This window comes from Mucilaginibacter sp. P4_A11, from assembly GCF_056402535.1.
This window is the reverse complement of record NZ_JBFUHE010000006.1, coordinates 185,703-212,548: the sequence shown is the minus strand read 5'-3', so window position 1 is coordinate 212,548 and position 26,846 is coordinate 185,703. Positions and strand designations below refer to the sequence as shown.

17 protein-coding genes are annotated in these 26,846 nt (G+C 42.5%); 10 read left to right on the top strand and 7 right to left on the bottom strand.

Annotated elements, in window-relative coordinates:
- Window positions 1-30: 30 nt before the first annotated feature.
- Window positions 31-1,515 carry a glycosyl hydrolase family 28 protein gene (locus tag AC1DUD_RS13850; protein WP_477375267.1) on the bottom strand — a complete coding sequence of 495 codons (1,485 nt, stop codon included), beginning with the start codon at window positions 1,513-1,515 and terminating at the stop codon, window positions 31-33.
- Between the two features lie 203 nt (window positions 1,516-1,718).
- Here AC1DUD_RS13850 and AC1DUD_RS13845 point away from each other — a divergent pair, with 203 nt between their 5' ends.
- The 6 genes from AC1DUD_RS13845 (at window position 1,719) to AC1DUD_RS13820 (ending at window position 11,499) form a co-directional block, all read left to right on the top strand.
- Complete coding sequence (locus AC1DUD_RS13845; RefSeq protein WP_477375266.1) at window positions 1,719-3,599, top strand: glycoside hydrolase family 97 protein; 1,881 nt, start codon at window positions 1,719-1,721, stop codon at window positions 3,597-3,599.
- Window positions 3,599-4,624 carry a substrate-binding domain-containing protein gene (locus AC1DUD_RS13840; protein WP_477375265.1) on the top strand — a complete coding sequence of 342 codons (1,026 nt, stop codon included), beginning with the start codon at window positions 3,599-3,601 and terminating at the stop codon, window positions 4,622-4,624. The genes AC1DUD_RS13845 and AC1DUD_RS13840 overlap by 1 nt, the downstream gene beginning before the upstream one ends.
- Window positions 4,625-4,888: 264 nt before the next feature.
- Window positions 4,889-5,068: a hypothetical protein gene (locus AC1DUD_RS13835; protein WP_477375264.1), complete on the top strand. Its 180-nt coding sequence runs from the start codon at window positions 4,889-4,891 to the stop codon at window positions 5,066-5,068.
- A gap of 99 nt (window positions 5,069-5,167) precedes the next feature.
- Window positions 5,168-9,274: a hybrid sensor histidine kinase/response regulator gene (locus AC1DUD_RS13830; RefSeq protein ID WP_477375263.1), complete on the top strand. Its 4,107-nt coding sequence runs from the start codon at window positions 5,168-5,170 to the stop codon at window positions 9,272-9,274.
- A gap of 255 nt (window positions 9,275-9,529) precedes the next feature.
- On the top strand, window positions 9,530-10,114 hold the full coding sequence (locus AC1DUD_RS13825) for an RNA polymerase sigma factor (protein WP_477375262.1): 585 nt from the start codon (window positions 9,530-9,532) through the stop codon (window positions 10,112-10,114).
- Between the two features lie 482 nt (window positions 10,115-10,596).
- Window positions 10,597-11,499 carry a VOC family protein gene (locus tag AC1DUD_RS13820; protein WP_477375261.1) on the top strand — a complete coding sequence of 301 codons (903 nt, stop codon included), beginning with the start codon at window positions 10,597-10,599 and terminating at the stop codon, window positions 11,497-11,499.
- Window positions 11,500-11,853: 354 nt separating this feature from the next.
- Here AC1DUD_RS13820 and AC1DUD_RS13815 read toward each other — a convergent pair whose 3' ends face one another.
- The 3 genes from AC1DUD_RS13815 to AC1DUD_RS13805 all read right to left on the bottom strand — a co-directional run bounded on the left by AC1DUD_RS13815 (window position 11,854) and on the right by AC1DUD_RS13805 (window position 18,076).
- Window positions 11,854-12,738, bottom strand: a complete 885-nt coding sequence (locus AC1DUD_RS13815) for a hypothetical protein (RefSeq protein WP_477375260.1) — start codon at window positions 12,736-12,738, stop codon at window positions 11,854-11,856.
- Between the two features lie 197 nt (window positions 12,739-12,935).
- On the bottom strand, window positions 12,936-14,744 hold the full coding sequence (locus tag AC1DUD_RS13810; RefSeq protein ID WP_477375259.1) for a RagB/SusD family nutrient uptake outer membrane protein: 1,809 nt from the start codon (window positions 14,742-14,744) through the stop codon (window positions 12,936-12,938).
- Between the two features lie 11 nt (window positions 14,745-14,755).
- Window positions 14,756-18,076 (bottom strand): SusC/RagA family TonB-linked outer membrane protein, encoded by a 3,321-nt coding sequence (locus tag AC1DUD_RS13805; RefSeq protein WP_477375258.1) that lies wholly within the window; start codon window positions 18,074-18,076, stop codon window positions 14,756-14,758.
- Window positions 18,077-18,511: 435 nt separating this feature from the next.
- Between AC1DUD_RS13805 and AC1DUD_RS13800 the strand changes: the two genes are divergently transcribed.
- The 4 genes from AC1DUD_RS13800 (at window position 18,512) to AC1DUD_RS13785 (ending at window position 21,773) form a co-directional block, all read left to right on the top strand.
- Window positions 18,512-19,303: a CHAD domain-containing protein gene (locus AC1DUD_RS13800; RefSeq protein ID WP_477375257.1), complete on the top strand. Its 792-nt coding sequence runs from the start codon at window positions 18,512-18,514 to the stop codon at window positions 19,301-19,303.
- A 131-nt stretch (window positions 19,304-19,434) separates the two neighbouring features.
- Window positions 19,435-19,998: a dihydrofolate reductase family protein gene (locus tag AC1DUD_RS13795; RefSeq protein ID WP_477375256.1), complete on the top strand. Its 564-nt coding sequence runs from the start codon at window positions 19,435-19,437 to the stop codon at window positions 19,996-19,998.
- Window positions 19,999-20,291: 293 nt separating this feature from the next.
- Entirely contained in the window at window positions 20,292-21,116 is an 825-nt protein-coding gene (locus tag AC1DUD_RS13790; RefSeq protein ID WP_477375255.1) for a family 16 glycosylhydrolase, read from the top strand.
- Between the two features lie 261 nt (window positions 21,117-21,377).
- Window positions 21,378-21,773: a response regulator gene (locus AC1DUD_RS13785; protein ID WP_477375254.1), complete on the top strand. Its 396-nt coding sequence runs from the start codon at window positions 21,378-21,380 to the stop codon at window positions 21,771-21,773.
- A 334-nt stretch (window positions 21,774-22,107) separates the two neighbouring features.
- Here AC1DUD_RS13785 and AC1DUD_RS13780 read toward each other — a convergent pair whose 3' ends face one another.
- From AC1DUD_RS13780 to AC1DUD_RS13770, 3 genes are all read right to left on the bottom strand, one after another.
- Window positions 22,108-22,617, bottom strand: a complete 510-nt coding sequence (locus AC1DUD_RS13780; RefSeq protein WP_477375253.1) for a hypothetical protein — start codon at window positions 22,615-22,617, stop codon at window positions 22,108-22,110.
- Window positions 22,618-22,931: 314 nt separating this feature from the next.
- Window positions 22,932-25,397 carry a glycoside hydrolase family 31 protein gene (locus AC1DUD_RS13775; protein ID WP_477375252.1) on the bottom strand — a complete coding sequence of 822 codons (2,466 nt, stop codon included), beginning with the start codon at window positions 25,395-25,397 and terminating at the stop codon, window positions 22,932-22,934.
- 19 nt (window positions 25,398-25,416) lie between these two features.
- Complete coding sequence (locus AC1DUD_RS13770) at window positions 25,417-26,808, bottom strand: alpha-amylase family glycosyl hydrolase (RefSeq protein ID WP_477375251.1); 1,392 nt, start codon at window positions 26,806-26,808, stop codon at window positions 25,417-25,419.
- Between the last annotated feature and the right edge of the window lie 38 nt (window positions 26,809-26,846).

The following is a 26,846-nucleotide window of genomic DNA, read 5'->3' as shown; positions in this document are numbered from 1 at the left end:
TTTGATGATAGGGGGGCAATTTGATCCTGCTCAATCCTTTTGTACGAATTGTATTCCCTCCACATGTTCGCCGACAAAGATATTGGCCATATCGCCTGTTTTATAAAAGCCGGGTTTGCCTGGCATGTTATCAAAAATCAGCGTACCGTTTATCTTCAAGTTTTCAAATATAATGTTCCTGATCATGTGCTTATCATCGTAACCTGCTATAACAGACATATTTGCCTGCTTTCCGTTATAATTAACATTTTTGAACAATATATTCTCGATTCCCATCCCCGGAGAGGTGTTATATTTCCGGTTATACATAACTCTTAAATTAAACAATTGCCCCTTGCGGATGTCTTCGATCTCCACATTCTCAAAACTGGTGTTCCTGATCAGGTTGCTGTCGCCGGCATTAAGTGCTATGCAGCCCTGGTAATCAAGTTGGTTTTCATGGTGGTCCATCACCGTCATATTTTGAACCCGGATATTCTGTAAAGTGTCAGGATGGTCGGTATCGCCATGTGTGCCTATAAGTACCGGGTGGGCTACATCTGCCCATAAAATGGCATTATTGATTGTAATATCGGATGTATTTCCATAGTAGTTCCAGCGATGGCCATAGATAGCGATACAATCGTCAGAATTTCGCATGTATATGTGATCGAGCTTAATATCCTGGCTGCAAAATATATCGATACCGTCGGCGTTGCCGGTAGCACTAAAAGCTTTGAAGTTACTTATGCTTACATGTTTTGATTCACCCATCAAAATAGAATAACCCGTTGGTATCTCTATGATGCCATCAACACTTATATTATTACTGTATTGAATGATCAAATGGTCATTCCTGAATTTGGACAGCGTATCAGCAGGTTTATTGAGTGGGCTGCTGTCGTTTTGTACAGAGTGCTGTGTAAGAATGCCGCGGCCGCGGATCTTAACATTCTCCGCATGATCTATTACAAATGAACCTTCAACAATAGCACCACCGGCTATATAAACAGTTTTACCAGAAGGGACCAGCATCCGGCCAATTTTATGGACACCAGGGCCAAAGTAAACTGTTTGAGCATCGCTTTTTACGGGATGGCTGGTTTCTATGGAATTTGCAAAAACCTGCAGGTTTTCAAAAATATTTCCGTTTATCTCCAATGAAACATATTGTGAGGGGCTTAGCTCAAATTCAATGACGTTATCCTTAACCTCGGGCCTGATGCCGTAAGCTGTCGGCCTGATCCTCACATCTTTGATGGCCCCCTGGTTTAGTTTAACCCGCAGCCTTACTGAACCGGAGCAATCAAAATAAGTAAAGGTGGTTTTTTTAATAGCGCGCTGCGCGTCAAAACGGGCTGCAACATCGGCTTGGTATACACCTAACGGAATCCAGTTGCCTTTGCCCTGTCGTAAATCTACTTTAATCGAATGATTGACTAAACTACTTTCGGGCGCTTTATAGGTTATGATTTCTGCTTTAACTGTTTTTAGTAGAAATACGATTGCACATGCCATTACCAGGAATTTGTTCATAGAGGTTTTTATAATGTATAGTGTAAGACAATGAAGACGGGCAGCCATACTCAAAAACTATACTGAAAAAATAAGTGCGTTTGTTGGATATCGTGAGGATTTATATTGGGTCCTTTAATCATTTATGCAAATCGTTTGTCCCTTTGAGTATATTTAATAGTATTAGTTGTCTTTATTACTGTAGTTATCCCCGATTCTGAACAATGAAGAAGAAATACCTTTTTTTTATCTTTTTTTTAGCCTTTGTTTTCCTTAATTGTAATGCTGCGCTTGCAAAACAAAAAGTTGTTGCTCTGCTTTATTCGCCGGATGGCCATACCCGGGCGCAATTTTCATTGGATGAGCGGGGGCGGCTTTATTACCGGTTAATTTTCGATACACGGCTTATTATTAACTGGTCGCGTTTGGGTATTGAAACTACTGGTTATTCATTGGTTGAAGGGATTACCGTAAAGACAACCACCCCAAAAGAAATCAACGAAAAAGTTTTGTGGCCACTTGGAGAAGACGCCAGTTTGGTAAACCACTGTAACGAGCTCACACTTCATTGTACCTCAGAGAGTGGTAATTATGATGTAATTGCAAGGGTATATAACGGGAGCCTGGCGTTCAGATATGCCTGTAACAAGCTTGGAGATCGTATTGCACAGCTTAAGTTGGAGCTTACCGAGTTTAACCTTGCAGAAAGTTATCGTATTTACCAGTATCATGAAGAATCTGTTTTCCGACCGCTTAGGGTAGATTCATTGCCCGGAACCAGCGACCTGCCTTCAACGCTGACCGCAACAGGATCTTATGTAAGTATCGGGGAAGCCGATAACCGCAGTTATACCAAATGTGTATTGGTTAGGGGCAACCTGCCCAATAGTTTGGCATTGCAATTTTATACAGATACCATATACCGGGACCACCGAGCACAGGCCATTCGCAAGGATACATTGATCCAGTTCCCGGATAGCCTCAATACTCCATGGCGAACTATCAGCTGCAGCAGTACCGCTATTGGTTTGCATGCTTTTAGTCAGCTTAATCTTAAGCTGGTTAAACCACTCAGTAATGAAGTTCCCAATTATGTAAAACCCGGAAAAGTGTTCCGGGTACCTATCAACACGCAGGGGGCCTTGAATGGAATTGATTTTGCTGGAAAAATGAATTTTCAATACATTTTGGTTGATGCAGGTTGGTACGGTGCCGAATTCAGGACTATTTCTGATCCAACCAAATACTTACCGGATTTTCATTTACCTGATATTATTGCTCATGCCAAGCAAAAAGGTATTGGCGTAATTTTATATGTTAATTATGTAGGGCTCAAAGCTAAGTTAGATACGATATTGCCGCTTTACAAAAAGTGGGGCGTTAGCGGGCTGAAATTCGGCTTTGTTGATGGTGGTACGCAGAAAGGCCTTGCCTGGCTTGATTCGGCCATGAAAAAAGTAAATGATTATGGTATGTTGCTTAACATTCACGATCATTATAAACCTACAGGTTTGAGTCGCCGGTACCCATATGTGCTTAGCCAGGAAGGGATCAGGGGCGATGAGAACAGTCCTGATGCTTTTCATAATACAGTATTGCCATTTACACGCTACCTGGCCGGCCCTGCAGACTTTACTTTCTGCTATCCCAATAAGGTGAATAATTATGGCAAAAACGTCCTGGTAAGTAAAGCCCAGCAAATGGCCCTGACTATAGTATATTTTGATCCGCTTCAGGCAATTTTCTGGTATGGCCAGTCGCAGGATTATCAGGATGAGGCAGATATTGATTTTTTTAAATATGTACCCACGGTATGGGATGAAAGCAAATATGTACAGGGCGAAATAGGTGAGGGCATTACTGTAGCCCGCCGTAAAGGACGTACCTGGTACCTGGGCAGTGCTGCCGGCCTTCGCAAATGGGGAGGGGCCTTCAAACTCGATTTCCTGGAAAAAGATCAAATATATATTACTACTATTTATGAAGATGACGGGCAGGGCGGCATACAGGTAAAACAATTTAAACTCAAACGTAACGATCCTTTTGTTGTCGGTTTGGACGCGAAGGGAGGCCAGGCCGTTATTTTAAGACCTGAGGAAAAGTAATGATGGCAAAAAAATTGGCATTAAAAGATATTGCCGGTGCATTAAATGTGTCAGAAGCATCTGTTTCCTATGTTCTTAACGGCAAGGCTAGGCAGTATGGCATCAGCGTGGCGCTGGAAAATAAAATACTGAGGTTTGTTGAAAAGGTTGGTTATCAACCTAACCGGCTGGCGGCCAGTCTGCGGACAGGGAAAAGCAAAACGGTAGGGATGATTGTGGAAGATATCAGTGATCCTTTTTTTTCGGCCATTGCCAGGGTTGTGGAAGAGCATATCTACAAAGAAAACTACCGCGTTATTTATGGCAGTTCTGAAAACTCCACTGTTATTGCCCGGGATTTGCTGCAAACCTTTAGAAATTACCAGGTAGATGGTTACATCCTGGCGCCCACCGCCGGTTTGGAAGAAGATATTAACCAACTTATAAATGAAGGTTATCCGGTTGTAGTATTCGACCGCGCTCCGCCTGATTTGCAGTGCTCCAAAGTACTTGTCGATAACTTTCGAGGTAGCGAGGCCGCTGTTTTGCATTTGATAGATAACGGCTTTCGGAACATTGCCATGGTTACACTTACAGCCGGGCAGGATCAGATGAACGAAAGGGTTAACGGTTACATGGCAGCTCTCCAAAAACATGGGTTGCCGCCAACGCTAAAGGAAATTATCTATAATGAAGATGCTCAAAAAACAATACAAGGCCTTAAAAATTTGCTGAAAAGCAAAAGGGATATAGACGCCATTTTTTTTTCAACCAACTATCTTGCATTAAGCGGCCTGCAGGCCCTGAAGGAACTGGGTTTGATAATTGCCAAAGATATTGGCGTTGCTGTGTTTGACGATATTAATAATTTTGCACTCTTTAATCCGGCTATAACCGCCGTTGCCCAACCCATTAAAGAGATCGGGCTCAGGGTTACAAAGATCTTATTGGAAGAACTTCAGGATAATCATATGATCGATTCGCAAAATATATTATTGAAAACGAGGTTGATCATCAGGGATTCGTCGGCAAGGTTGCCGGTATAGTTTATCTGAAAAAAAATGCCGGGAAGATGAGTATTAAAATGCACCGAATAGTGTCTTTGTTGTAACTCTCCCCTAATAAACCGTTCGGTTTTAATTAAGTTGGTTATAATAAGGCTTCTGAAAGGAAGCCCTTTTTGTTAAGGAAAAGATCGCAGTTAAATTGGAGGGTTGATTGGTTGAAGTACAATTATATTACATGGTTGAAGTACAATTATATTACATGTTCATTAATTGTTAGATAGTTATATTTTTGTTTTGAATAAAATGCTACAGGGCGCAGAAATGATAGTATATCGATTTATGAAAAAAAAGCGGAACGAAGCGGAACCCTCAGAGCTATTTCAGATAAAAAAACCGGAAATAGACGAACAAACCATCAAAAAAAGTTGGGATTCAATTGTTCAAAAAATAAACCAGCAACCTAAAAAGAAGCGTCAGGAATAATAAAATAAGCCCTATGGGGCTGGCTTTTCGGCGCTAACCCAATGCTTCGCCGCATATATAATCAAATTGAGCAATATTCAACAACCGGCCCCCTTGTTTATGCAGCCATTTAAAGCAGTTGCGCCCTGGTGCTGCGTAATTATTATAGCGGTGCTTATATTATATAGCAGCGGCACAACGTCAGCACTACCCAAAATTCAGCGGATCGGCTTAAAGGAAGGGCTTTCCAACAGCGAGGTACGATGTGTTTTCCAGGATCATTCAGGCTATATGTGGTTTGGTACGTATGACGGCCTGAACCGCTTTGACGGCTATGATTTCCGTATTTACCGGAACCAGCCCGAAAAACAACATTCAATTATTCATAATTTCATTAACTGCATTGCAGAGGATGCCGCCAATAATTTATGGGTTGGTACCCGCCAGGGCGTAAGTATCCTAAACCCGGTAACAGAGGAGTTTTCTCCGGCATATGCAACCTGGTCCGGTAATAAGGCAACACCGGTCACTTCTTTTATCGGGGATATAAAAAAAGACCGTGCGGGCCATATTTTTATTGCTACCCTAAGCAATGGCCTCATTGTTATGGATAAGGGCAAACGGACAGGCCGTGTTATACCATACCATACTAATGGCAAAGCTATATGGAACTACAACGTTAACGCTTTGTATGTTGGCCAGGATAATCAGGTTTACCTGCTCATTGGTGGTACGGGCCTTTTTACTTATGATATTGCAGCCGGAAGTTTGAAATTGCTAAATGCTTCGGTTACCGGCGCTACGTGTATCTACCCCGAAGATAACGGTTTGTGGATAGGCACAACCCTGGGCTTGCACCATTATGATCTCCGATTGAACCAATATGACCGCCTTTTGGATGAATTTAACGGGCCTTTCAAATCGGGCAGGATAACAAGCCTGCAAATAATGCCTGATAGTACTCTTTGGGTAAGTACAGACGGCGGCGGCATCCAGATCCTGGATAAAAGACGCGACAAGATCAGCTATCTGCCTGCGGGGAGCGATGATCACTCGCTTTCAAGTGATGCGGTTTACGCTTTGTTTTTAGACCGTGACGGCAGAAAGTGGATAGGGACGCTGCGGGGAGGGGTGAATGTAATTGATGAAGTGAAGGAACGTTTTATAAATGTAAGGCATGACAACCTGAATACAAATAGTCTTATCAGCAACTTTGTTAAGTCGTTATATGAGGCCCCCGATGGCAGACTTTGGATAGGCACAGACGGTGGCGGGTTGAGCATTTGGGACAGGAGGGCAAATCGCTTTACTAATTTTCGTCATGATGCCTCACATCCCGGTACATTGAGCTCAAATTTTGTAACCAGCATTACGGGTGACAAAGACGGCAGGATCTGGATTGCAACATATGGCGGTGGTATTGACCTTTATCAGCCAGGCTCCAATACATTTACCGTATTTAGGGGCATTGACAGGAGAGGAGTTGCCAGCCGTATTGTATTTTGGTGCCTGTACCCGGATCATTCAGGAAACCTTTGGGCCAGCGGATTACAGGACGGATTGTTTCTGTACGATAAGCGTAGCAACCAGTTCCGGTTATATGATGCAGCACTTACCAACATCCTGTCGATGGGTGAAGATCATTTTGGAAACCTTTGGGCAGGAAATTTTGAGGGCGTTTACAAAATTGAACTGAAGAACAACACACGTAAATTTTATCCGGCAGGTAAAGCAGTACGATCAATATACAAAGCTAATAATGGAGACATGTGGCTGGGTACGGAAGCCGGGCTGTTGTATTTTTCAGCATCAAAGGAAAAAGTAACCCGTCGCTATACCACCAGTAGTGGTCTTAGTAATAATACTGTGTTGGCTATTCTTCAAGATCAGCACAGGCGTTTGTGGCTGAGCACCTACAATGGGCTTTGCCGTTTTGACCCTAAAACCACCAGTTTTACTAATTTTTTTGAAAGTGATGGCCTGGCAAGTAACGAATTTAATTTTAATGCGGCATTGGGACTTCATAACGGCCAGCTTGCGTTTGGGGGGATCAATGGCCTTACCTTGTTTCATCCGCAGGCGATCCTGCCCTTGCATGATGAGCCCAATATGGTCATAACCGATATTAAAATCAACAATAAACCAGTAAGCAACTATCCGAAGTACGTTAAAACCGGTGAGGGTAATACTATTCAATCGCTTGAGATTCCTTACGATCAGGCATCGATAGCCTTCAGTTTCGCCGCTATTGAGTTTACCGCGCAGGACAGGATCGGTTACCGTTATATGCTTCAGGGTTGGGACAGGGGCTGGATCAATGCAGGACGGCAGCGTAATGCGCTTTACACGCGTTTATCCCCCGGTACATATACATTGAAAATTAACTGCACCAATGCCGAGGGACAATGGATCAGCCGGGAAATCCATCTTCATATCGTTATTTTGCCTCCCTGGTATGGTACCATTTGGGCATATCTGATTTATACGATGCTACTTGCAGGCGTTGTTTACTGGTACCTGCGTTATAAATTCCGGGAAACTCGACTTAAATATGAGGTACAACTGGCTAACGCCGCCGCCGCACATCAGCGCGATCTGCAGGAAAAAGAACGAGAGCTGAATGACCGGCGTGTTGAGTTTTTTACAGGCGTTTCGCACGAATTTCGTACCCCCCTTTCGCTGATCATTAATCCACTAAGGGATTTGCTCGCAAAAATCAGTCCCGAAAACCGGGCCGAGCTTAATATTGTTTATCGCAATTCAAGGCGCCTGTTAAGTCTTGTTGATCAGTTGCTCTTGTTTCGTAAGGCAGATGCAGGCTCCGGGGCCCTCCAAATCGCGCCAATGGACATTACCCTTGTTTGCCGGGAGGTGTTTCTTTGTTTTGTACAGCAGGCCAGGCTTTCGGGTATCAGCTTTGAACTAAACATGCCTGAAGAACCGGTATTGATTTACGGAGACAGGGAAAAGATTGAAATCATCTTATTTAACCTCATATCCAATGCAATTAAATATACACCAGCCGGGAAGGCTGTTTGCGTTGGCCTGAGATCGGAACCAAACGTGGTGATGATCAATGTGATTGACAGGGGGCCGGGAATACCTCCCGAAATAAGTAAGCATATCTTCGAAAAGTTTTACAGGGCAAATGCTCAGGGCCTGGCGGCAAAAGGAGGGTTTGGGATCGGCTTATTCCTGGCCCGACAGTTTACCAATGATCACGGCGGTTCATTATTGTTTGAAAGTGAGCCGGGTAAAGGCTCTGATTTTTGTTTAACCCTGTTAAAGGGTACAGCTCATTATCCACCTGATATGGTTGCTGCTGATGCTTCTGATCTATCGCCCCTGCTCCGCGAAATGGTAGAAGAGCAGCCGATGCTACCTGAAACTCCACTAATTAGTGATATTGATTTTGAAGCAGAGCAAATTTTTACCGACAAGCAAAGGATCCTGATCATTGATGATGATAGCGAGATCCGCGCTTACATTTGTTCAATCCTTGAAAGCCGCTACAGGGTTTACGAGGCAGAAAATGGTTTAGCCGGTTTACAGAAAGCAAAAGAAAAACAACCGGATCTTATTATTTGCGATGTTATGATGCCGGGGTTAAATGGTATTGAGCTTTGCTCAACCATTAAACAGGATCAGCAATTGAGTTATATCCCGATGATTTTGCTAACAGCCAGCTCATCAGCCGAAAACAAGATCAAAGGGCTGGAAAGCGGTGCCGATGATTATATTTCCAAGCCATTTGATAAGGGTGTGCTGGTTGCCCGCATTGCCAATCTGCTGCAAAACAGGAGTAACCTTCAAAGCTATTTTTATAATACAATTACCCTGAAATCGGTTAACGTTACTATTTCGGATGAGTATAAGCTCTTTTTGGAAAAATGTATCCAGATTGTTGAGCAGCACATTACCGATGAGAACTTCACCATCAAAGTACTGGCCTCAGAAATAGGCATGAGCCATTCAAATCTTTACCGTAAAATTAAGTCCCTGTCTGGACACACGGTTAACAGTTTCATACGCTACATCCGCCTCAGAAAGGCAGCTGAGCTACTGATCCAATCGGATATGAACGTAAACGAAGTAGCCATTGAAACGGGCTTTAACAGCATCAAATACTTCCGCGATCAGTTTTACAAACTGTTCGGCGCTAACCCTTCAGATTTTCTTAAGCAAAAAAGGCCTGTGTTTAAGAAAAGAAATAATATAATTAATTGATAATTAGTTATTTGTATTTTATTTATTCTTGCTTAATCAATTGAGTAAATTGATGGAATGCCGAATTTGCACCGCATAAATGACCAGTTTGAGTCCCATCTGCTGAATAAAATCTGTTCATATTAGCTTTTATAAACCAATTATAAGAACCACGGGCAAACTTACTTAATCGATTATGTAAATCGGTCTTTATGCCCTGGGTTCCTAAAGTCGGTAACGACCAGGATCAACGATAAACCAGTTTTAAAAGCCAATATGAACAATTGCAACCAGCTAACTAAATGGTGGGATGAAGCCCTTGATGGAAATGTCAAATCTTTTGGCAGAATACATGATGAATTGTATTCCGGTTTGTATTTCTACCTCTATAAAATAATCAAAGATGAGGACACTGCCCAGGATGTTTTGCAGGAGCTTTTTATTAAATTGTGGGAGCGCAGGATAACATTAGGGCCCATCAAGAATGTTAAATACTATTTCTTTAAATCAGCACGCTCACTTGCCATCAATTTTTTAAAAGCTTCCCGGCCCGAATTTGTAGGCTTATCTGCAAGTCACGATATTGATATTGTTTTTTCGAGAGAAGATGTGCTTGTTTCGGAAGAAACCGGGATAGAAGTGAAACGGATGCTTGCGATTGCGCTGAATACATTGCCAAGACGTCAAAAAGAGATGATCTTTTTAAGGTATTTCGATAACTGGAATTATGACCAGATTGCCGAGGTAACGGGTTTACAATACCAATCTGTAGTTAATCACGTGCACCGGGGAATTAATCAATTGCGTGTTAAACTTTCAGAAAACAATAAGATAGACACAAGGGAGTTAGTGCTTTCATAAATAATACTCCCGTTCCATCAGGATTTGTCACAGATTTAATCTACCAATAAATCTAAATATTCGCTAAGCAGCGCTCGAAAAGCGGACTATTGATCAGGAAATTACGATAGAGCCACTATTTCTTAAATCTTATCTATAAACATGTTGCATCTTCGGGCCGGATGTATGACAGCAACACCTATCATATTATAAAATATTGTTGATCCCAGCGGGACAGGGCCCTATGAAGTACGTTTTGGCTCAGTAGCGGCTCTATTGAAATTCAGGTTGACAGATTTACGAGTTAGCTAAAATTACCCGGAAATCCTGAATGAAGGATATAGCGTGTTAAATCCTGTCGCAAATACACCCCTTAAAATGTCCCGAATGCCACTACGCTGCATCAAAAACCTCTTTAATTTTGAGGTAGTTAATTGATATACTATAAAACAATTAACGCTTACGAGTTTTAACTTTATATCCAACACCAAAATTATTTACCTATGTTACCCATCAAACCACACCTCGGGTTCGACCAGGATGCAAAACAAGCAGCTGAATTCTACACATCATTCATGCCTGATTCTGCCATCAATTATGCCAATCACTTCCCAATGGCCGGTGGCCAATGTGAAGTAGTAGATTTTACTATAGCCGGCCAGCCGTTCTTCGGGATCAGTTCCGGGCATAAGCTTGGTATCAATCCATCCATTTCCTTTATGATCAATTTTGATCCCTCGCGAAATCCGGATGCAGCCCAAAATATCGACGAAATTTGGAATAAGCTAATCGAAAAAGGGAAAGTAATGATGCCATTGGATAGTTATCCTTTCAGCAAACGTTACGGCTGGGTTGAAGACAAATACTGCGTATCCTGGCAGCTCATCCTGACCGATCCTACTGGTGAGGACAGGCCTGTGATTGTTCCTTCGTTGTTGTTTACTGAGCCTATGGCGGGTAAAGCCGATGAGGCGATCGATTTTTATTGTTCTGTGTTTAAAGATAGCCAACGCGGCAACACGGCACCCCGCCCGGAAGATATGGGGCCGGATAAAGCAGGTACACTTATGTTCGCTGATTTTTACATTGATAAAACCTGGCTTGCCGCTATGGATAGTGCGCACCAGCATGGTTTCAATTTTAATGATGCTGTGTCGTTATTGATCCCTTGTGAAACCCAGGAAGAGATCGATTACTACTGGTCGGCACTTTCGGCAGGTGGCGAAGCAAGGCAAAGCGGTTGGTTAAAGGATAAATACGGCGTATCATGGCAGGTGGCCTCCACCGTCATGCTCGATGCGCTTAAAAATGGCAGCCCTGAACAGATTGAGCGGGTTACACAAGTTTTTATGACGATGAAGAAAGTTGACATCGTAACCCTGCAGCGGGCCTATGGTGGTGAGTAATTAATTCACTCTCCCATCAGGATCTCTCGCAGATTTAAGTTAACCTATAAATCAAAATATGCACAAAACAGCGCCTGTTAACCAAGTTTGCAATTAGGAGGGTTTTCCAGAGTCCACTATTTTCAAATTTTGTCTATAAACATGATGCCTCTCTGAGACCGAATGGCAGGTCAGGTATACTAACTATTATAAAACATTGCCAGTCTCGGCCGGGTCACATGTTTATATACCTAAAGAAGTGCTTTTTTGCGACGGTGCCTCCTGGGGAAATTAAGGTTGGTAAGTTTTATGGGTTAACTTAAACTCGCAGAGTACCCGGCGGGACTGAAAATTGACTTTTGTTTTGAATCGGAATTATAACAATTCCAGTAAACGTTCCTCAAATTTCTTTTTGAAATCGTCAATTTTATTAGCGTTATTTCTCGCCTGTAAACTAATAGGGTAAATCAAATCACCTATATCAGGGAGCGGTTTAACAGGGTAACGAATTTCTATATATTTATTTATCGATTTCTCATCATTTAACTCTAAACAGTCCTTTAAATAAGACATTTCAACTATTGAACGGTTAGAAATTTCCATTAAAGTGTCACGATAGAATTTGATGCCCGAACGCTTTCTGTCATCCCAGCCATAATCTTGCAATTTTCTAACACCTGAAATTAATTCATTGATTTCTTTTATAAGTACGTCCTTACACTTTTTTGTTTCGACAATAGCTTTGTCTGTTTTTTTATCGTTATGCCTGGAAATATATCTCCTAATTTCAATCGCGTTATCTATATTGTCCGTCCTGTCTTTAAATAATTGCCTACAAAGATTTACATAACTCAAGAGGAAATCTTGTAATTGAGCAGAGTGGACAATATCAATATAAACAGCATTTAGTCTATCGTCTTTTATAAGATGCACTTTGGTGGTATATTTAAATTGAATATTTTCAATTGCTGATTCGAATTTTTTTGAATAGTCATAATTATCAGTTATTATTTGTAGGTCGGTTAAAATAGCAGTGTATAAGTCCGAGCGATTTCTCGCTGTTTCAAGTTCGATTTCATTGTTTTTTTGAAGGTAGATGAGCAATAGGGGAATGAAAATCGCAAAAGCGCCAATGATTTTTATAACTAAATCCAGCCAATTTTTTTGGACTTTCTCATAAGTGATTTTTTCAGGTATTTCATTACCTTCTGCATTAATGGTAACCTCTTTTTTAGTGGCGGTCCATTTCGGATTTATCATAGCTGAATATAATAAATTTTATGATTCTACCTCCTTATTTAAAATTCTTTTATATCTGAAAGCGTTGTGAATTAACAACTACAGACAGTTGAATAACGCGCAATCACGTCACGTCCCCCTGATACGATGAAAGGGACAAAAAAAAGAGGCTGTATAATTATACAGCCTCTTTTTTAATTAAATAAACACAAATGGTTTTACCATCCCGCATTTTGTGTTAACGCGGGATTAAGGGTGATTTGTTGAGCCGGAATGGGGTATAAATAATTTTTTTCTGAAAAGTTACGTGCTGTATTGTCAATGATCAGTTGACCATTGGCATCTAACGCGTTAGTTGGAGCTGGTTTTAAAGGGTTTGGCCCAATGTCGGCCTGGGTGCCTTTAAATTTAATACCTACCGGCCATGGGCTAACAAAAGCACTGATGTTTCCATAAGCAGTACCTCCGGTGTTGGTAACCAGATCGGTTGCGGCACTATGCCAGCGCTTGATATCGTCAAACCTGAAGTTTTCATAATAAAGCTCAATAAAACGTTCCCTGCGGATCTCTGTGCGCAGATCTAAGCCGTTAGCGCCTGCAAATCCGTTTGTTAATGGCGGCATATTCTTATTGGCCCGCAAGCGTACCAGGTTGAGCGATTTGTTAAGATCAGCATCTGTGATGGCCCCGTCGCGCTCATAAACAGCTTCGGCATAGTTTAACAATACTTCGGCATAACGGATCACCGGGTAATCTTCAGATTCTTTGGTGTCCGGGCAGTTACGTTCGGTTACCCATTTTTGATTTCCATAACCAGAGATCTGAACAACTTTCCCGGTAGATAAGGCAATATCGGCGGCATCATTTAACCAGGTTACCCGATAATTGGCATTACCATACCAGTAATACATATTGTTTATTTTGATGGTATATTTTAAGCGGTTGTCGCGGTTTAAAAATTCCGAGCCATAGGTTTCAAAACCCTGGAACAATGGCGACTTTTCGATAGGTAACCCATCCTGGCACAAAAATGCGTTAACGTATTTATGCTGAGGGCCAATTTGCGTTCCCTGCCTGCTGATATTTGTTCCGATTGTTTTACTCACGTCATCATAACGATAAGATAAAATGTATTCGTGATTTGCAGTTTTAGTAACGGAAGCTGGGTTTGATTTGGGGTTTTCGAGGATAAAAAGATACTTCTGTGCAGAATCGCCTAATATGGTGCTGTTGCCGCCCAGCGCATTTGACGCTGCTGTACCGAAAAGTGCAAACAGGTTGCTGGTTATTACTGCGTTTGAAGCCGTAGCTGATTTATCAAGCAGCATATTATAACGGGAAGCATCGCCGTTCCTGAATTTTAGCCATGTACCTTCATATAACGCAACCCTGCCCAAAAATGCTTGTGCAGCGGGCTTGCTCACCCGGCCGAAGTCTGCCGAATTTGCTAAGATTGATGCAGGCAGGTTCGGAATAGCTGCTTCCAGGTCGGCAATGACAAGGTCAACTATCTGATCGCGTGATGCCCTGCTGCCATAAAGCTCGGGCGAATCAAGGTTCAGGGTTTTGGTGATCAGCGGAACACCGCCATAAAGCTGCAGTAATTCAAAATAGCAGTAAGCCCTGAAAAATTTAGCTTCGGCAACAAACTGACTAATGCCGGCCTGATCGGAGAAAGTGGCTGCCTTTTCAAGTAGATAGTTACAGTTCCTGATTCTTGAATAATTATTAGTCCAGTAAGCATCACTTGCCGGTACTGTATTGATACCTGCACCATAAGTACCACCTCCGCCAAACACATCGGCACGTCCATCATAATGCGCGTTATCTGCAAACGAATTATTGAAATTGCGAAGATAGCCGTAATACTGGTTGGCAAAGGTCTTGAAATCCCCGGCCGATTTAAAGTACGCTGCTTCCGAGAGCTGATCCTGTGGATTAAGGTTAAGTGACTTGTTGCATCCGGAAAAGCCTATAATAATAATGATTGACAGGATACTGAAGATCCTTCGGTATATATTTTTCATAATCATTTCAATTAAAAAGTAATGTTTGCGCCTATGGTTACATACCTGTAAAAGGGATAACGCTCGTTTCCTGCCGTGGTCCTGGTTATTTCGGGGTCCCAGCCATCATGAACTCCGCTAATTTCCCACAGGTCACTTCCCGAAATGTAAAATCTTAAACGGCTGATTGCTTTGGTACGCTCCAGTAATGCTTTGGGTAGGGTATAACCGATGACAAGGTTCTTGAGGCGTACATAAGCTCCGTTCTCAACGGACCAGCTGGAAATCTGGTAGTTATAACCGTTAATTCCATTGCTGTGAAGGTTTGGATAAAATGCATTGGTGTTTTCGGGCGTCCAGGTGTTGCCAACCCATTGTGTAGTTTGTGCCTGGCCAAGTGCGGCAAAAGGGACACGCCAGTTGTTTGCGCCGCCATTAGCCCTGAATATAGTTCTTTTCCCTACGCCTTGAAAAATGCTTGTAAAATCAAAGCCTTTCCATTGCAGGCCCAACGTTAAACCAAAGGTATAGCGCGGAACATCGCTGCCTAAATAAACGAGGTCGCCCATATCTTTTGCTGATGTACCTGTTGTGAGCTTACCATCACCGTTAACATCAACAAAATAATTATCGCCCGGACGTAAGCCTGAGTTTTGGCCCGGTAAATTGGTTAGTGGTGTGGCGGCAGGGATACCAATGGTATTGATCACTCCTCCAGGGGCATAATAGGTGGTGTTATAGGTATCAACCTGCGACTGTGTCTGGAAACGGCCACCATACTTGAGGCCAAAATATGAGCCGAGCGGGTAGCCCTCTACAGTACCGTTATAACCGGCACCCAGTGCCGGAACGCCATTAAAATAAACTAACTTGTTTTGGCTGTCGGTTATATTACCCGAAATAGTATATGTTACCTGTCCAACGTGGTCTTTCCAGGTTAGCTGCCCTTCCCAGCCCCAGGTTTTCAGGTCGCCGTTATTTGACTGAGGCGCGCCAATTCCCAATGTTGCAGGGTAGGTAACGCTTACCAGCATGTTTTTATTTTGATTGCGGAATACCTCAAAAGTTCCGTTTAGGTGACCGTTGAGAAGGCCAAAATCAATACCAAGATTACGTTTGATCACCGTTTCCCAGGTGCGGTTGAGCGAAACAAGATTCCCTGTTGTTGTGGTTGCAGTTGCAAGTGCTGTTCCTAAAAGGTTACCGCTATTACTTACGTTCAGTGATTGCAGGTAATCATAAAGACCGATCCCTCCCTGACTGCCCGATGTAGCGTAAGATGCACGCAGTTTTAATTCAGTAAAAATATTTGTGTTTTTGATGAAGCTTTCCTCGCCTAAACGCCAGCCCGCCATAAGGCTGTAGAAAGGTTTCCAGCGTTTATCGGCAATGAATTTCGAAGATCCATCATACCGGCCTGTTCCTTCAAAAAGATACTTGCCTTTATACGCGTAAGTAGCCCTTGCGAAATATGAACCCAGGGCGTAATGGTTACGCTGTTCATCATTGGTTACAAAGCCGGCCAATGTGCTGCTCACCCCCAAATTTAATGACGGCACATCATCGCTCCCCAAATTGTAAGTACGGGTATTGAACATATCATACTCATCCCTTTCGTATGAACTGCCTACCATTAACGATACATCGTGTACCCTGTTAAAAGTATTAGCATAGGTAACACGGCCTATCAGGTTATAATATTTATCATTGATATTAGCGCGGAAATAATTTTCACTTCCTCCTGTTGAGCCGCCTGATGGTGCAGTGGTCCCGGTCAGGTATTTATCATCGTATGAATAAAGGCGCACTGTTTTGGTTTGCACACGGTCATCCTGCCACCAAACATTATATCCAGCCGTTCCGGTAAATGTGAGGTGTTTCATGAAATTGTAAGTAAGCGTTGAATTTAATAGCGCCCGGCTGTTATTCTCCAGGTTGTCGCCGCCATCCCTCAGCAAGCCTGCCGGGCTTGCAACGCCGCCCCACTGATAAGGTTTTCCAGACTGCGTATACATAGGCAAACCAACCTGGAATCCATTTCCGAGTGCGCTGTAGCTCCCCGTAGTATACATGGTTGGCTGCTGAATGTTATTTTGTTCAAGAGCAATGTTGGTTTCCAATTGCACCCTGTCGCTAAATTTATAACTATTATTCAGCCTGAGGTTGTATCGTTGATTGCCGTTGTTGCCGATCTGAAGCTGGCTGCCGTCATTCAAATAGCCCAACGAAACGCGATAAGTATTTTTCTCAGTTCCGCCAGATACGGCAAGATTATGCTGTGTTGAAGTTGCCCTTCCCCATAAATACTGTTGTAATGATACATCTATAAAATCGAGTTCCTTTACGTCAAGAAATGCGGGTACAGGTAAACCGTTATAGAACGAATTTGCAGTGATGCCCCCTGTGGTGTTTCCCGGAATTTGTGAGGCTAATATTACGTTACCCTTATTGGCCAGGGCAAAGTTGGCCATCTGGTACCAGAGGTCCGTTGTTGGAGCTACCCCATAATTATCATTGGTTTTGGCCTGGAGGAGGCCATTTGCCCATTGATCAATATTTGTCATTTTGGGCTGAAGGCCTAAAAATTTCTCAGATACAGAAGGATCATACTGGATCTGCATTTTACCCGCTTTGCCTTTCTTAGTGGTGATCAGTACAACACCATAAGCGGCACGGGCACCATAGATGGAAGCCGAGCCATCTTTTAAAACCGAAATATTATCAATGTCATTGGGATTGATAGAGTTCAGTTCATTGTTATTGTTGAGGGCAACCCCGTCCAAAATCACCAAAGGGTCCTGGCCGTTAACTGAAGTTGCACCGCGGATCTGGAAATTCCAGTTTTCACGGCCCGGCTGGGCTGAGCTTCTTGTTACAACCATGCCCGGAACCTGGCCCTGTAAATTGGCAATTGGGTTGTTGGTCGGTCCGCGGTCGTCAAATACTTTAGCACTCACTGTTGCAATGGCGCCCACTACCGACGGTTTTTTTTGTGTTCCATAACCAACCACAACAACCTCTTCAAGGTCGCTTCTTTTGTTTGACAATTGAATGTTGATGATAGCATCGTCGCCAACGCTTATTTTGCGCGTGTTATAACCTACAAACGCAAACGATAATTTTGCACCGGGACTAACAGTTAACCTGTACTTGCCATTTACATCAGTTTGAATGCCATTGGTAGTGCCAATAACCTGCACAGTTACACCAGGCAGGGGATCCCTGGAGACAGAATCTGTAACAGTACCGCTGATCTGGCGGCTCTGCGCCGCAGCATGAAAGCTTATGCCTATCAGCAGCAAAAAAACTAAAAGGCACCGTGCCGAATACTTTTTTTGGTAAAAAAAACTCATAGTTTTTAAATTTTTAGGTTTATGACTTAGTGTGATGACCAGCTTTATCCGCCCGGTCATCATAAAGACACTCACTGGATTTTATTATACTCATTACTGGATAAGATTCTTTTTATCGGGATGATTTCCAGACATCGGTAAGTAATTTTAAACGATTGCCAAGACCAACGTTAGCGTAGCAAATCACGGCGCTTAACAACCGCTACCAATATTTTAGGTGGCAGTTTGTTAACCGTTGCATTCTCGTTTATGCCGGGTAGCAACGTGACCCTGATTTTTATTTTTTAATTGTATTTTTATATTAAGATTTTTATTGTCATTTGATCAGGAGATGTGGCAGTTGACTTTTTGAATTGAAAAAAATCTGCAGTAGTGTTTTATTTTTTATGAATTTCTGATATCGGCAAAAGCCCAAACAATAACAAGCCATCCTGCATGAAAAAGAAGACGGAACGTAAGTATTTAGGTAAAGTATGGCTGGCTATGAAACGCCATCTCCGTTCTTTCGTGAAAAACGGCGAACAGGAAGAGCTGCACCGTTTTCGCACCGGGGTAAAAAAAATGCGCGCTCTTTTGATCCTTGCAGACAGTGCCGCACAGGATTCCGCGCTGGAGAAGCATTTTAAACCTGTTCGTAAAATATTTAAGCAGGCCGGGGTGATCAGGGATGCTTATGTAAACCAGGAATTGGGCAAAGCAGTTGGCGAAAACGGTGATTTTATCCAGGAACAACAAGATGTTATGAATAGTGCTACCCTGGCATTTAACGCTGGCGGTGAGCAGCACCGGGCCTGGCTCCGGAAAACACGGCGCAGGCTCCTGAAGCGGATCAGGCCAATCAGCAAGTTACACCTCACTTTGTATTACCGGCAACAACTTGAAATTATTGCCCAAACTTTAAATCAACTCCGCTTTGACGAGGACTTACATACCTGTCGTAAACAATTGAAGATACTGCTCTATAATTACCCTCTTATCAGCGGGGAACTGAATATACCTTTCAATCAAGCTTATATTGACAGGGTGCAGGAAGCTATCGGCAATTGGCACGATAACCAACTGACCATCACACTGCTTTTGGCATGGAAGACGGAGAATAATAACGGAACAATTATCAAATTAAAGAGGCAGGCAACCAGGCTTAAAAAGCAAATCACCGGGCTAACCAGAAATTTTCACGAACAGGCAACAACAGTAACCGAACTTCCAATTGAGCAGGTGGATTAGTAGAGGAACATCAATGGTTTTTTTTTACTGAATTTGTGTTGGGTAGTCCTTCTCCAATTTAAAAAAAAGGGGTAGCACTTGGCAATTCAATAGCAACACCGGTAATACTCATTTCTACATAAAATATACAAATGGCGGCGGATACATTTAAGATAACCATACATATGGTTTCAAGCCTTGATGGCTATATTGCCAAAAAGGATAATAGCATTTCATGGTTCGAAACATCCGACAATTACGAGAAAGGAATTAGCGTTACAGACCAGGATGCAAAGGAATTTCTTAAAAAAATAGACTGTTATATAATGGGTTCCCGGACGTATGAACATGCTTTGGAACTTTCCAAATTATATGGCTGGGTTTATGGGGATGTGCCGACCATTGTATTAACTCACAGAAAACTATCGGTTGAAAGGCCAAATATCAAAATTTATTCAGGCGATCTGCACAAATTGGTGAACGAACAACTAAAACCAAACTACAAGAATGTTTGGCTTGTAGGCGGTGCCAAGCTCACTAAAGATTTCATCTGTTTAAACTTAGCGGATGAAATAAGGCAGTCGATCCTGCCGGTTATTCTGGGCGAAGGAATACCTTTTTTTGATGAGATTGGGCAGGAGCAAACCTTGCACCTCAAGGATGTAACAGCTCACAAAAGCGGAATGGTAGAACTGTGTTACGAAATAAGAAAATGAATGCAAAGTGAGAATATCAAAATTCAGCATTGAAAGCTAATTGATTGTACCTCATTTAGTACCAAAATCAAAAAAAGGTTGTTTTCGAAAAAAAAGCAACCTTTCTGTTTTTAGGCATATTTTCGGACAATGCCGTTAAATCGCACTAAATCAATAGTATAAATAACCCCTATAAAATCCAGTTTTGTCCCCCGTCAAAAGGATTTTAAGTCTGTTAATTTGTTTCACCAATTAACCAGAGCTCTCATTAAATATCGGGAGAAGAACATCTATTAACCTAAAAAATCTTTATTATGAAAAAATTAACTCTTGTTTTATTTGTATTTATTGCAGCTTCCTCATTTTTTGCATGTAGAAAAGATACTACGGCTACAGCCAATTCTGCGGCAAATACTCCTGCTGACCGCCTGTCAACAAACACCGTATCGTGGGTAAATGTGATTCCTGCTACATCTTTTAGCTCATACAGCACCTATTGGAACGACTTATATCCATGGGGATCTGATCATAATGGATCTGCCCGTATGCGCTCTCAAAATATTTCAGTTTCCGGAGGTGTGCTTACATTAACGAGTGCCCCCAGCGGAAGCGTTGGTAACAGCAACAAAGACCCATATTTACCGATCCACTATTATTCAGGGACAATTTATGCCAAGACCATACCTGTGGTAACTGATTCCTGGCCGAAGTGGCATTTCAAAGGAGAATTTCAATGCGAGTCGCAAACCGGGACATGGCCTGCGTTTTGGGTAACAGGTGCTGATTCATGGCCGCCTGAAAGCGATTTTATGGAATTTAAAGGCAGCGCCACCTGCTGGACAAATACTTACAAAAATGCCAGCGGGGGCTGGTCAAGTGTTGGTACTGCTATTTCCAGTCCCGGAAGCTGGCACACTTATTCGGTTTACATGACCAAGACCAATGCAACTGATGTATCAATCGAATACTGGATAGATGGGGCTTTAAAAAGTACGCAAACAGGGGCTAACTTTGTTGGAAAAAATCTGAATATCATTATTGATTACCAAATGGAAGGTTCATCAGGATCGCCGGGCCCTACCGGAGCCACCTACATGAGCGCCAGGAACGTAATTGTTGAAAAAAGCGCTACATTATAAATTCAGTCCAATTATATAAGTCTGCTTCTCCGGTACCGATGATATTCCTGGTTTATTAGACTAAAAAGGGTATGTAATTGCATAAGAGCGAAATACATACCCTTTTAGTTGTTACTTTAAATTAAAAGCACGCGTCATTATAAATGAAATAATACCCCTATAGTTTTCTCACTTATTAGTCTGACCGTAGTAATACTATCCAATTTTTTAAAAAGCCGATAATATATCTTAACTTATGCGGCAATATCATAATTGCCAATCATGTTTCGATTACTCTTTATTGATGACAGTAAACTTGACCATATTATACTGGATAAGCTTATTTCCGGGATCAAAGATTTTCACCCTGTGGTACATAGTTACGACGGGGAAGAGGCGTTGAAGACATTTTCAGATGATCCTGCAGATCACCCCGACGTTATTTTTCTGGATATCAGGATGCCCCGTTTTGACGGCTGGGACTTTCTTGAGGGTTTTAGGGACCTGCACTCGGCACTGCCGGTTAAACCGCTGCTCTATGTATTTTCATCATCAATTGATCCGACAGACCGCGAGCGTGCGCTTAGCTATAGTTCAGTCACGGGCTTCTTTAGCAAGCCGGTTTCAAGGCCGGTGCTTGAACAGGTATTATCTGCCTGTGTTGAACGTGCCAGGTAAAAATGACGGTTGGATTTACAAGTGTTCAATTTTTAAAAGTGTGAACATTTGTTCTCTTTTCTTAAATTAATATCATTGATAATCAGTGGGATATAATTTGTTGAAGATGTATTAAAAGCTAACTTGAACAGGTTGGTGTTGATAGTCAATGAGTTGTGGGTATTGGTTTTCAGAAGTTGAACACCCGGTTTTTAAAAAATGAACACTGACAAAATACTGTCAGTTCCCATTTTCTCGCTATCGCGTGTCCTTATTGATTATTCTTTCTGCTGATGAGGTTGTTTCTTGCAATCAATGCAATGTCCCTTCGGTCTTTAGCCCTCATTACAAAAGATTATTGCACCCCTTCATTAATAAAATAAAGCTTGCCCGAATATTCAAGTTCTTCAACTAAATCTGTGTCAAAATAAAATTTATATAGTACCCAGTGATCTTCAGGTTTATAATAGATAAATGTAAATCGTAGTGGATCATTTTTGTGTTTAACTAAATAACTAAGCAACACCATACCATCTCCAACGGATTTTTGAGCAACCTGACTATAACCTGTAAACTCACCAATTTGCAACCTAACGGAATCAAGTTTCACCTTTAAATTCTCGATGCCACTGACCGATTTAGTTGATGAAAAAATATAATCGAGCGACTTATCAGCGCCCTCGGTTTTGTATTTATTAAAAAAATCCCGGGTCAAACCATTAAGGATTTTGGCTTCAGAATCTGGAAGTCCGGTACTATGTTCCGCTGCTACTTTGTGATCATGTGAATTGCATGACAAGCATGCTGTTCCTAAAATAAAGGCTGCCAATAATCCCCAATAATGACATTTATTTTTTCTTCTCATAACTACAAACCTAATAAATCAAGCGGCAAAATTCATGTTTTGATCTATTCAAAGAAAAGATTTACCCCCACGCTAATGCAGGTGTATCTCATAAGCTCAACCTGTTTTAAGAGGAAGTTACGCTATCACTAAACTTCGACCAGCTGGAGAAACTACAGCTATAGTGATCTTTCCTGGTTTTCAGGACGTGATCGGCCATCGTATTATTAGCTATTGTTCACATAAAAAAAGCCGGATGTATGGTTCATCCGGCTTTTGCATATCCATGACCTTGCATTCAGACTTTAATCTCCGCTATCGGCCATACTAAAACACTATTTTAATTCGTAGTCAAGTACTTGTTTTTGATTGGATAGGCCAAAACTCAATTCATAAACAGGAGCGGCATCTCTTCTTCCGCCATCAGCTCCTTGCGGGTCGATATTATTAACCGGATCTATCATAGTATAATATGCCGAATGGCCGTTCAGGATTTTACTGTTTAGTTTGATCTTACCAATGTTAGTAAAACCATGCAGCACCAGTTTAACCTCATGGAATTTGCTGGTAAAATTACCGGCGGTTTCCCCAATGGTTAATTTCCGCGCTGTGGGATCAAAGTTTATAGATCGCTTATTAAACTCATTGTTTTCATAGTTGTATGATTTGCCGTCATCTTCATACAGTACAAAAGTGTTTGCTGATTTTCCGTTGTAAATATGAAGGGTAAGCGTATCTGTTGGCGCTTCGGCAGTTGTTTGTACTAATGATTGCATCGGGATAATGCTGCTTTCTTTCACAAACACCGGCAAGTGGCTCATGTTAAGCGGCTGAATGATCTCTGCCTTGCCCTGTAATTGCTCATCGCTGTATAGATTATACCAGGTACCCTGCGGTAAATAAATTTTACCGTACTCCTTAGTACTCTCAAAAGGTGCTACCATAAATGCACCTCCAAACAAATACTGGTTTTGGAAAGCAGGGTCGTAAATCTTTGCATCAAAAGTATTATTGATAGCCAGCGAACGCATTACAGGCATACCGCTTTGGGTAGATTCATAAAAATTGGAGTACATGTAAGGCATCAGTTTATACCTGAAATTAATAAAGTTACGGCTGATCTCCAGTGCGTCTTCACCGTAAGCCCAGGGCTCGGATGCTTTGGTATTGAGTGCTGTATGGTTTCGATAGTAGGGGATGAAGGCCCCGATCTGCATCCAGCGGGTAAAAAGGGCTGTACTTGCGCCGCCTGTAAATCCGCCAATATCCATGGCTGTAAATGAAACCCCGCTTAAACCGAGGCTGTTCATCAGGCGTACGCCAAGCAGCATGTGGTTATCTTCGGCACGGTTATCACCAGTCCAGATGGCCGAATAACGCTGCAAACCGGCATAGCCCGAGCGGGTTAAAATAAACGGACGCTCTTTAAAATGCTCCCTTGCACCCTCATAGCTTGAGCGGATCATTTCCAGCGCGTAAACATTGTGTGCCTGCAAGTGCGTGGTTTTGGCACCATCAAAATCAAACAATACGTTCGATGGCATTTTCTGGCCCCAGGTTGAAATCTCGTTCATATCATTCCAGATGCCGCTTACCCCATTATCGGCAAAAAACTTAACCTGTTTGCGCCACCAGGCACGGCCTTTTTCGCTGGTAAAATCGGTGAAGTTGCACCAGCCCGGCCATACCTGCCCGGTGTAGAATGTTTTATCGGGATATTGAATAAACACACTGTCCTTTGCGCCGCTTTCATAGGCAGGTGCGCCTTTTTCAACCTTAATACCCGGGTCAACAATAACGGTGAGCTTAAAACCAAGCTTATTGAGCTTTGCAGTCAATTGCGGCGGGTCGGGAAAACGCTTTTTATCCCACGTAAACAACTGGTAACGGTCCATGTAATGGATATCCAGTGTGATCCCATCGCTCGGGATCTTTTTTTCACGCAGGGTTTGGGCTATGAGTAGTACCTCGGTATCGGGATAATAACTATATCTGTTTTGCTGGTATCCCAAACTCCATAAAGGCGGCATTTTCATGCGACCGGTTAACCCGGTGTATGACTGAATAATGCCTGCTATGTTTTTGTTGTAGATGAAATAATAGTTCATCTCACCTCCATGTGCACCAAATGATGAGAAACGGTTATTACTCGCACCAAAGTTAAAGTCGCTTTGATACGTGTTATCCATAAAAATGCCGTAGTTGAGGCTATGGTGGATACCTATATAAAACGGAATGGTTGAGTAAATAGGGTCCTGGTCAACCTGGTAGCCATAGGTGTCGGAGTTCCAGTTGGTATAAGCATTTCCTTTGCGGTCAAGATTACCCGTTTTTTCGCCAAGGCCAATGAAACGCTCATCGGGCATCATGGTTTTGTAACTGGTTACTTCTTCGCCAACCCAACTGGTGGTCAGGCCGGGTTCGTCCTGGTTGATCAGTTGCCCACCCGGTGTATAATAAGCTATCGCGAAAGGTTTTTTATGGATAACTGCCTTCAACGAATCTGTAAGCACAGTAATGCTTTCTTCATTTTGAGTGATGCTCGTTTTTGTTTTTTGAGGCTGCGCGATAACAGCATACGAAAAATCGCGCCCCAGGGGTTTTTTATCCAACCTCACCCTGATAACCGAGGGACTGTAAACGATAACTTTCCCGAAGATGGTGCCTGCTTGAAAAGTCACATCCTGCTCGTTAGCGGTAACGCTTTGCACATTACCCGGCGTCGACACCGGCGATTGCGCCATGAGTTGCGAGAAGCTCATGACACAACCAATTATTATGGTGATCTTTTTGAATTTCATGTATAAATTTAGAGAAGTTTTATTGTGTTAAAACCATATGCTGATATGGTAGCAGGGTTATTGTATTGTTCAATGAAATCGCGGCTCCGGTAAAGGCGTTTTTCCATAAGGTTGCGTTTAACCCGGCAGGTAAAGTATAGGTTTCGTTGCTGTTTTTTAAGTTGGATATCACCAATACTTTCTCTTTACTGGTTGATTTAGTGAATACTGCAACATCATCGCTGCTGTACGTGGCCAGATCGCCGTTCCTTACCGCATCGCTGTTTTTACGGAAATTGATGATCTTTTTATATTCGGCTGTCAGATCCGGGTTGGTGCTCCAGTCAATCGGCGTATGGTAAAAGAAATCAATACCGCGGGTGCAACCCACTTCCTGCCCGTTGTATATCATCGGTACGCCTTTCATGTAGGCACTCACTAAAAATGCAGCCATAGAGCCGGTTTTGCCACCATACAGTGCTATGGGGTTTCCATCGCTGTTGTACACGTCATGATTAGTAATATACCTTACCACCTGCGAACCTGCAAAAGCGCCCGAATACTCGCTGGTGTTTAAAGCCGAAAGCTGCGTAACCGATCCATTATTACCATAAATCTTGTTTTCCAAACCACCGTACCAAGCCATGCCGTACTCCAATTGAAAACCAGCTTTGAAATGATCATTACGGGTACCTTCGGCAAACATCAGCAGTTTGTGGGTGGCGATGGTTTTAAGAGCATCGTTGGCCTGCTTCCAAAAATCAAAAGGAACAAAATCGGCAGCATCGCAACGGAAACCGTCGATATTGGCATTGTAAACCCAGTATTGCATAGCATCGATCATGGCTTTGCGCATATCCTGGTTATCATAGTTAAGGGCGGCAACATCTGTCCAGTTGGTACCGGGAGGCGGAATGATATTACCGCTTGCATCCTGCTTGTACCAGCTTTTGTTGCTGATCCAGGCATTATCCCATGAGGTATGGTCGGCAACCCAATCCAATATTACAGCCATGTTTTTATTATGCGCGGCGTCTACCAATGCTTTCAGGTCATCCATGTTGCCAAACTCGGCGTTTACTGCTTTATAGTCTTTTACGGCATAAGGCGAACCCAGGCCCCCGGCCGATTTCAGTACACCAACCGGGGTAACCGGCATCAGGTAAACCACGTTTACGCCTAACGCTTTAATTGAATCCAAACGGGCAGTAACACCTTTCAATGAGGCATCGTTGCTGAAAGCCCGGATATTCACCTGGTAAATAATGGCATCCTGCGGACTGGGCACATTGGCGAAGGGAGTACCATATTGTGTATAGGGTGTACTGTTTACCGGAGTGCTGTTGTTATCTTTTTTACAAAAACTCAACAACGAAACAAGGCAAATAAGCAGGGCATTGATCATCATAGTACGTGTGGGTTTAAATTTCATCTCATCAGAAATTAAAGTAAGGCAGCACCCTGCGGTGC